The following is a 9,519-nucleotide window of genomic DNA, read 5'->3' as shown; positions in this document are numbered from 1 at the left end:
ACGTCTGCATCCACTTTGCGTCCAAGTTCTTCAGAAAGGGCGAAAGCTTCTTGGTTTTCAGGGTTTGGAGATTTAACGGTTGAGAAGTCTGGGTCTGGAACAGCCTGCGCTTCAACCACTTGAACTGCTTCAAATCCTGCTTGTGCAAGGGCACGACGAGCTAACATTTCACCTGTACCATGAAGTGGAGTATAGACAATCTTCATGTCACGACCGTATTCATTGATCAAGTCTTGGTTGATGTTCACACCTTTGACTTCTTTGAGGTATTCAACGTCAACGTTTTCGCCAATGACTTCAATCAAGCCGTTAGCTTTGCTTTCTTCAAGGTCGGCCAATTGCACAGTGAAAGGATTTTCGATCGCACGGATGTAATCTGTCAATGCATCCGCATCTGCTGGTGGCATTTGTCCACCGTCTTCGCCGTAAACCTTGTAACCATTAAATGGAGCAGGGTTGTGGCTAGCGGTCACCATGATTCCAGCAAATGTGTGGAGGTGACGGACGGCGAAGGACAATTCAGGTGTTGGACGAAGGCTTTCAAATACGTAAGATTTGATACCGTGTGCAGCCAATACTTGAGCAGATTCAAAAGCAAATTCAGGAGAGAAGTGGCGGCTATCGTAAGCAATCGCAACTCCGCGTTTCTTGGCTTCCTCGCCTTTAGAGTCGATCAATTGAGCCAAGCCTTCAGTTGCTTGACGGACCACATAGATATTAATCCGGTTGGTACCAGCCCCAATATAGCCACGCATACCAGCTGTACCGAACTCTAGGTTGGTATAGAAGGCATCTTCTTTGGTTTTTTCATCCATTGCGACCAACTCATCACGAAGGTAAGCTGGTAATGCAGCAAAATCGAGCCATTTTTGGTAGTTTTCTTGATAAGACATGATGATTCCATCTCCTTTTTATTTGACAAATACAAATTAAATAATGCTATTTTCCTTGATATAGATAGGTTCTTCGTATTCTCCGACAATTTCAACAGGATGTTTAATGATTGTCGATTTGTCTATAATCGCATTTTCAATGTAGGCACCTGTTCGAATATGAACGCGATTTAAGATGATGGAGTTTTTAACAGTTACCCCATCTTCAATGACAACATCCCGGTCGATGACCGAATTTTCAACTTGTCCATTGATGATACTGCCATTTGCTAACAGGCTTCGCTTCACCTCAGATAGAGGTCCATATAAGGTTGGAGACGAGTCCCCTGTTTTTGTAAAGATTGGCCAATTTTGTTTGAACAATAATCTTCTATTTTTGGCTTCAATCAGTTCTAATTGCGTTTGGTAGTAGGACTCTGTATTGTTAATACATGCCACATAATCCTTATGCGCATAGCCAATCATCTTATACTCATCTACAACATCTTCCAAGATATCTCTAAACCAATACAAAGAAGAAACTTGATTGGCACGGTCGATTAATTCAAGAAATGTTTCTCTTCTCATGAAATAAGCTTCTAAAGAGATTGGGCGATTTTTATATTTCCCGTGATTTTCTCGGAAGTTCACAATTCGCTTATCCTCTCCAAAGGTTAGAGTTGTACAACCTATAAAATTCTCTCTAGCCGTTGAAACATTTTTATAGAGAACCGTGATATCCGCACCCGTGCGTTCAAAATCTTCCTGAAGTTCCGAAAAATCTTGACTGTAAATGAAATAACTTGGAGCAATTAAGACAAATTCTTTATTTGAATCTTTAATATAGTGCAGATTGTCCGTAAAGGCCTTCACATCATGTTGGAAAATCTCAGATGCATTATGGTCACTATTTAACAAGCGCAATTTGCCTCGTTTGCTATTGATATTATACTGGGTTCCTGCACCAACATGTTGAATCGTTGAGCGACTATTGGACGGGATGTAGACCTGGTATTCAGTGATCCCAGAATTTGACATATTTGAAAGGACAAAATCAATTAAATGGTATCGAGCCAAAAAGCTATAAGCCTGTGGAGATTTATGGGTTAGAGAAGTCCCAAAATCAACATTTTTACCTTCAATATTTACAATTCCTAAAGTATTTCGCAACATCTTTTCACCCCTCCTACTTGTTTACATTCCGATCAATTAAGAGAATGTTGTCAGCTGTTCCTTTTAATTGAACGCCTTCGCCAATCGTCACATTTTCTGAGATAATGGCGAAATCAACACTCGCATTTTTTGAGATACGAACACCAGGAAGGAGGACGGTATTGGTGACCACTGCCCCTTCTTGAACGACTGCATCCGTTGAAATAACCGAATGGTTTACAGTTCCTTCAATAACAGCTCCCTTATCAATGTAAGCAGACGACACGACTGCATTTTCACCAATGACTTGAGCAGGAGAACCTTTGTCTTCAGAGTAGACCTTCCAAGTTGAATCAGATAAATTCAATTGATCAGAGTGGTCAATCAAATCCATGTTGGATTCCCAGAGACTCGTAACGGTACCAACGTCCTTCCAATACCCTCTGAATGGGTGCGCAAATAATCTCTTGCCATCTTCTAAGTATTTTGGAATGATGTCTTTTCCGAAATCATGGGAAGTTTCTGTACTTTCTTCATCTTGCAACAGATATTTCTTCAAGGTTTTCCAAGTGAAGATATAAATTCCCATTGAAGCGAGGTTGCTCTTTGGTTTGGCCGGTTTTTCTTCAAATTCTACAATACGGTAATCTTTATCCGTATTCATAATACCGAAACGAGAAGCTTCATCTAACGGAACTTCAATAACTGCAATGGTGGCATCCGCTTGATTTTTTTCATGTGTTTCCAGCAATTTGTCATAGTTCATCTTGTAAATGTGGTCACCAGAAAGAACCAACACATATTCTGGCTCATACAAGTCGATGAAGTCAATATTTTGAGTAATGGCATCTGCCGTTCCTTTATACAGATTGAAGCCCTCAATTTTTTCTCGAGGTGGAAGGACGAAAATACCGGATCCTTGGGTATCCAAGCCCCAACGTTGAGACTGGGAAACATAGGCATTCAAAAGAATCGACTCATACTGGGTCAGAACACCGACAACATCTATCCCTGAGTTTGCACAATTACTAAGCGGAAAATCGATAATTCGATACTTTCCTCCATACGCTACTGCAGGTTTTGCAATTTTTTTGGTTAAACTTTCTAACCGGGTTCCACGGCCACCAGCAAGAATCATTGCCAGCATTTTCTTTTTTGCCACGGCTTTGTCCTCCTTGTTTCATTTTCTATATTATAAATTATACCACGAAACGTTCTCAAATGGAAACGTTTACATGAACAGTAGGGAAACTATTTTCCTTACTGATTTTCTTTACTGATTTTGAGAGTGGGACAGAAATCGGTCATTCGTTAGAATTCGATTTCGTCGTCCCACCTCCGCACAGTTGAGTAGGGCTATAAAAGCTGATGAAATCAGCGTAGTAGAGCCCACTCAACCACTGCGTCTTGCTCGACAATCCAAAGACAATTGAGAGACTAGAACTTTTGTCCCAACCTCGTCCTTAGACACAAAAGAAATCTTTAGCCTCTCCGATTCTAGAAAAGATTGTTTAGCCAAGACTCTATTTTTAGAGACTCCCACTCTTTTTTGTTCGAAAAGGAGGCTAAAAGACCTTTTAGTGAAACTCGTCACAAGTGGCTTCAAAAAATAACTAGAGAAATTCTCATTTTCAGGTGTCTTTCTCTAGTTTTTAAAATTTTTGTACCAGTTTTTATTGGTGTTTAAATAGAGGCTTGGTTGCCTGATGGACTTGATGAGCTACCTCAGCATTGTTCATCGTATACAGGTGAATACCTGCTACGTCTTGAGTGACCAAGTCTACAATTTGATCGACGGCATAGGCAAGCCCTGCTGCTCTGAGCGACTCAGGGTCATGCTCATACTTGTCTAAGATAGCCTTAAACTTACGTGGGAGATGGATATTCTCACAAGTCTTCAAGAGACGAAGCGCTTGGTTACGATTAAGGATTGGCATGATTCCCGCATGAATCGGTACATCAATACCAGCTAAGGTGCACTTGTCTTGGAAATCGTAGAAACGCTCATTGTCAAAGAAAAGCTGCGTGACAAGGCTTGAACAGCCTGCATCTACTTTCTTTTTAAGATGTTGAATATCTAAGATCTGATTGGGCGAGTCTGGATGACCTTCTGGATAGCAGGCCCCCACGATTTCAAAATGTGGTGCCTGGTCCTTGATAAACGCAATCAAGTCTGTTGCATAGCGAAAATCTTTTTGAGGCTCCACATCAGGAATAATATCCCCACGAAGGGCCAAGATGCGCTTGACCCCGACCTCGTCTAAAGCCACAATCGTCTCCGCCACTTTTTCCTTGGTCAAATAGATGGCAGGAAGGTGAGCGATGGTTGGAATGGCTAGGTCGTTTTGAATATGATCTGCTAACGCAACCGTCGTTTCTTTAATATTGTATTTATTATTGCTAGCCGTCACACTGATAAAATGTGGTGCCAAGGTCTGCATACTTTCCAACGCCTGCAAAATCTTTTCATTTCCAACAGCAGGATTTGGAGGAAATACTTCAAATGAAAGAGACGGTGTTTGTTGTGACATATTCTATCCTTTTCTATTTTGTTTTGATCAGGAATCGCAAGCTACTATTTGTGATTTGAAAACCTTCTACAGGCATATAGAAGGTTTTCAAATTATTTTTTACAAGTGTTCACGCGCTTCTTTAGCAGCATTAACTAGTTTGATCAAGCTTTCTTTTGTTTCTTTGATTCCGCGAGTCTTCAAACCACAGTCAGGGTTGATCCAAACTTTGCCACTTGGTACTTTGGCCAAGATTGCTTCGATAGTGTGATCAATTTCACCGTCTTGTGGGACACGTGGTGAGTGGATATCGTAAACCCCAGGTCCGACTTCTGTTTGGAAGTTTTTGGCTTTCAACTCATCCAAGATTTCAAGGTTTGAACGGCTCGCTTCAAATGAGATGACGTCCGCATCCAAGTTATCGATAGCTGGGATGATATCTGTAAATTCTGAGTAACACATGTGAGTGTGGATTTGTGTGTCTGGTGCTACTGTTGAGTGTACCAAACGGAAGGCTGGGATCGCCCAGTCAAGGTAGTCTTCGTACCAGTCACTGCGACGGAGTGGCAATTTTTCACGAAGTGCAGCTTCATCGATTTGGATGATTTTCACACCTGCCGCTTCAAGGTCAAGAACTTCATCTTTAATAGCAAGGGCGATTTGAAGAGTAGAATCCTTGATAGAGATATCTTCACGTGGGAATGACCAGTTAAGGATGGTAACCGGTCCAGTCAACATACCCTTAACAGGTTTGTTTGTACGACTTTGTGCGTAGCTAGACCATTTCACAGTGATAGGGTTGAGACGAGTGACATCTCCCCAGATGATTGGCGGTTTCACCCCACGCATACCGTATGATTGGACCCAACCGTTTTTAGAGAAGAGGTAACCAGACAAGTTTTGACCGAAGTACTCAACCATGTCGTTCCGTTCAAATTCACCGTGTACCAGCACGTCAAATCCAACTTCTTCTTGCCATTTGATCCATTCGTCGATCGTTTTAGCAAGGAAGGCATCGTATTCTTCTTGTGACAATTCACCCTTACGGAAAGCCAAACGTTTGGCACGTACTTCTTTCGTTTGAGGGAAGGAACCGATGGTTGTTGTTGGAAGAGCCGGAAGCTTGAAGGCTTCTTTTTGGATTTCTTCCCGTTCTGCGAAGGCTGGCAAACGAGTGTAGTCTGCTTCTGTCAACGCTGCGATGCGAGCATGAAGTTCCGCATTTGCTCCGACACGTTCTGTCGCAAAGAGTTCTTTGTTGGCAGCAAGAGCTTCTGCGCCTTGACCGTTGCGGATGGCATCCAAATCACGCAATTCACCCAATTTTTCAACTGCAAAGGCAAAGTGGTTCAAGATCGCTGGCTCAAAATCTTCATTAGCTGTTGTAAATGGCACATGAAGAAGAGAACATGAAGTTGTCAAGACAACCTTTTCAGCTGGAACTTGATCCAAGATTTCTAAGCTCTTTTCATAGTTGTTGCGCCAGATATTTTTCCCATTCACAATACCAGCATAAAGGGTCTTATCAGCTGGGAAGCCACCTTTAACAAGTTCAAGTGTTTTCTTCCCTTCAACAAAGTCAAGACCAATACCATCTACTGGCAAGTTCACGAGATCATTATAGACATCACGAACATCACCAAAGTAAGTTTGGATCAAGACTTCAAGGCCTTTCTTGTCCGCCAAGAGTTTGTTGTAGAGGTTCAAGAAGAGGGCTTTTTCTTCAGCTGACAAATCTTTGACAAGAGCTGGTTCGTCGAGTTGGATATGAGTCGCACCAAGTTCTGCCAATTTGGCAAAGACTTCTTGGTAAGCAGCAACCAAGCCATCGACGAAGTCTTCAGCTTTTACACCATCTTCAAAGTCAGATAATTGAAGGAAAGTGAATGGTCCAACAACAACTGGACGAGTGTTGATACCCAATTCTTTTGCTTCTTGGTACTCATCAAAAATCTTGTGACCAGCCAATTTCACTTCTGTTGTTTTTTCAAATTTAGGAACGATGTAGTGGTAGTTGGTGTTGAACCATTTCTTCATTGGAAGGGCACGCACATCCCCTTTTTCACCTTGGTAACCACGCGCCAATGCAAAGTATTGTTCCAATTCTGTTAAATCCAAGCTTTGAACAGAAGCAGGCACAACGTTGAAAAGGAAGGCTGCATCAAGGAAGTTGTCATAGTGAGAAAAGTCATTTGATGGGATTTCAGTGATGCCTTGTTCTTTGACGATATTCCAGTGTTTTGCACGCAAGTCTTTGGCGGCTGCCAAGAGTTCATCTGCAGAGATTTCTTTTCTAAAGTATTTTTCAGTTGTAAATTTTAATTCGCGGAATTCACCCAAACGAGGGAAACCGATAATTGTTGTTGACATGATGTGTCCTCCAAAAATTCTAATTGACACTATCATATCAGAAGAATGCTTTCTTGTATAATTGCTTTTACGCCAATTTTGTTATAGCCAGAAACTATAACACCGATTCAATAAGGCCTCAAGTCCTTTCACCGGACAGAAAACTAGGACCTCTTATAACATTTTCCTATAACTCTTCCGATCAGAGTTCCCTCATCCTCCATCAGCAACTGCTATACAAAAAAATCCGCACTCCAAATAGAGACAGATTTCATTTTATAATTAATCATATAGCAGTCCGCTCAGAAATTTGTTGGACAAGTTTTAAAATTTTTTCTGTAATTTGTTCATTTGATTTCCTATTTTTCCTAAATCATTTGTTCTGATCCCTAATTATATCATTTTTGAGCGGATTTTGAGCGGACTTTGGCAGAGAGGTCGTAACACTCCAATCCGAGTTGTTGAGGAAAGTAGACTTGTACTTGTTTGACAGCCAGAAACATTCAGAACCGATCTCTCTCCTGTCGTGTATGCTTTTACCAGCTGCTTCCTATTTGATTAATCCAATAGGTCCTGGATTCTTTCTAGGTACTGATTATCGGTCACTGCCATGACACGTACATCAGCTGGCCATACAAAATCAGGACCAAACTGGCTCTGGAGTGGTTGGTCTTCCGCATTTCGATAGCCAATGATATTGAGTTGATACTGGTTTCGGACTGCCAATTCTCGGATACTTTTTCCAATCCAGGCAGTTGGAACCATAAACTCAACAACCACGACTTCTTCATCCAATTGAAAAACTTCAATCGTATGTTGAAAGAGGATCATCTTCGCCAAAGATCTTCCAGCTTCCACCTCAGGAAGAATGACCAAATCGGCTCCAACTTTTTCCAGCACTTCTTTGGTTACTTCATTTTTCACTTTGGCAATGACCCGCTCCACTCCCAGTGCCTTACAATGCATCACCGCAAGCACACTCGATTCCAAGCTTTCACCGGTCGCAATCACGACCGTATCACAGTTTCCAATATCAGCTGCATCTAGTAACTCGATATCTGTGAAGTCTCCAACAATTCCTGTTGTAATAATCGATTCGTATTGATTGATCACCTCTACATGGTCATCAATCGCAATCACATCTACCTCTTGGTCTTTGAGACCTTTTAAGATACTTTGTCCAAAAATTCCTAATCCTAGAATTCCAATTGTTCGTTGTACCATCATACTCTCCTATCCAACAATAAGGTCTGCCTTGACATATTGCAAGGTATCCGCCTTTTTGGCTTGGTATTGATTTAAACTGACCATCAAGGTTAAAGGACCGATCCGTCCGATAAACATGAGAGCCATGATAATGCTAAGACCTGCTCCATTTAGGGTAGAGGTCACATTGGCCGATACTCCCACAGTCCCTAGGGCTGAAGCCACCTCAAAGGCCAGGTAAATAAAGCGTTGCCCAGCAGGCGTCACCAGACAAATCCCAAATAAACCAAGAAGGAAGGTTAATTGAAAAATGACAGCTGCGCCAAAGGATCGTTGCACGAGTTCTGGCGAAATGGTCCGTTTGCCCAAGTTAGTATGAGGCAGTCCCAAGAGTTCCTTGCGGACCAAGAGTAAGAGCACCAAAAAGGTCGTAATCTTCATCCCACCTGCTGTTCCGCCCGGTGCTCCACCTAGAAACATCTGAAGGATATAGACAAAGAGCGTCACCGGATGGGCTCTGGTATAATCGAGTGAGGCAAAACCGGCGGTCCGCATACTTACAGTCTGGAAGAAACTCACCAAGACTTTGTCCCCAAAAGGAAGCGGACCAATGGTTGCTGGATTATGAAACTCTGTCAATAGACTGGTCAGTGTGCCCAAAATAAGAATAGCCGCTGTCAGCCAGAGGACAACTTTGGTATGAAATCGTAAGGTCTTGCGTCCAGACTGGTTCTTGGCCTTTGTTGCCAAATCAAACCAGACCATAAAACCCAAACCTCCTGTAATAATCAGGGTGGATAGGGTCAGATTGACTAGCCAATCGGTCTGGAAGCTCATCATACTATCACCCCCAAAATTATCAAAACCTGCATTACAAAAGGCCGAGATCGAGACGAAAATAGCATTAAAGATCCCGTGTCCCCATCCAAATCGAGGAATGAAACGGATCATCAACAACAAGGCTCCTAAGCCCTCTATAATAAAGGTTGTCATAAAAATGGAGCGCACAAAACGACTCAGGCTCTGGTTATTGCTGAAACTAAAGCTATCTCGTAAGGTTTGCCGATTTTTATAGCCTAATTTTCTACGTTTTTCTATGAAGAAGAGACCGATAAAGGTCAAGATCCCCAATCCACCGATCTGAATCAAGAGCATACAGATCAACTGCCCCCATCCATTATAGGTCGAAGCTACTGACTGGGTAAAGAGACCCGTCACGCAAACCATCGAAACCGTCGTAAAGAGATGATCCATATAGGTCGCCTTCGAACTGGCTAACTGTACAAGAGGCAGGCTTAATAAGAGCGACCCCACAAGGATCACCAAGGCAAAACTGAAAAAAATCCGTCTTGCGGGAGACAGGCTCAATACCCTGGTCCGCCATTTTTTTAAAAATAATTTGATTTTCATACCGTTATTGTATCATAAAA

Annotated in this window: 6 protein-coding genes and 1 pseudogene; all 7 read right to left on the bottom strand. The window is 42.1% G+C overall.

Going from position 1 to position 9,519, the window contains the following annotated elements:
- Window positions 1-893, bottom strand: a pseudogene (locus HA044_RS02245) (phospho-sugar mutase); the annotation flags it as partial.
- A gap of 36 nt (window positions 894-929) precedes the next feature.
- Complete coding sequence (gene glgD, locus HA044_RS02240; RefSeq protein ID WP_187538870.1) at window positions 930-2,045, bottom strand: glucose-1-phosphate adenylyltransferase subunit GlgD; 1,116 nt, start codon at window positions 2,043-2,045, stop codon at window positions 930-932.
- Between the two features lie 13 nt (window positions 2,046-2,058).
- Window positions 2,059-3,186: a glucose-1-phosphate adenylyltransferase gene (locus HA044_RS02235; RefSeq protein WP_275946253.1), complete on the bottom strand. Its 1,128-nt coding sequence runs from the start codon at window positions 3,184-3,186 to the stop codon at window positions 2,059-2,061.
- A gap of 511 nt (window positions 3,187-3,697) precedes the next feature.
- Window positions 3,698-4,555 carry a methylenetetrahydrofolate reductase [NAD(P)H] gene (metF, locus tag HA044_RS02230; protein WP_187538868.1) on the bottom strand — a complete coding sequence of 286 codons (858 nt, stop codon included), beginning with the start codon at window positions 4,553-4,555 and terminating at the stop codon, window positions 3,698-3,700.
- Window positions 4,556-4,654: 99 nt separating this feature from the next.
- Window positions 4,655-6,904, bottom strand: a complete 2,250-nt coding sequence (metE, locus tag HA044_RS02225; RefSeq protein WP_187538866.1) for a 5-methyltetrahydropteroyltriglutamate--homocysteine S-methyltransferase — start codon at window positions 6,902-6,904, stop codon at window positions 4,655-4,657.
- A 537-nt stretch (window positions 6,905-7,441) separates the two neighbouring features.
- Window positions 7,442-8,107 (bottom strand): TrkA family potassium uptake protein, encoded by a 666-nt coding sequence (locus HA044_RS02220; RefSeq protein WP_187538864.1) that lies wholly within the window; start codon window positions 8,105-8,107, stop codon window positions 7,442-7,444.
- Between the two features lie 9 nt (window positions 8,108-8,116).
- Window positions 8,117-9,499, bottom strand: coding sequence for a TrkH family potassium uptake protein (locus HA044_RS02215; RefSeq protein WP_187538862.1), 1,383 nt, complete (start codon window positions 9,497-9,499; stop codon window positions 8,117-8,119).
- Between the last annotated feature and the right edge of the window lie 20 nt (window positions 9,500-9,519).

It is taken from the genome of Streptococcus sp. IMAU 99161 (genome assembly GCF_014435245.1).
GTDB classification, from domain to species: Bacteria; Bacillota; Bacilli; order Lactobacillales; family Streptococcaceae; genus Streptococcus; species Streptococcus lactarius.
Note: the sequence above shows the minus strand (reverse complement) of the source record. Positions and strands in the feature narration are given on the sequence as shown.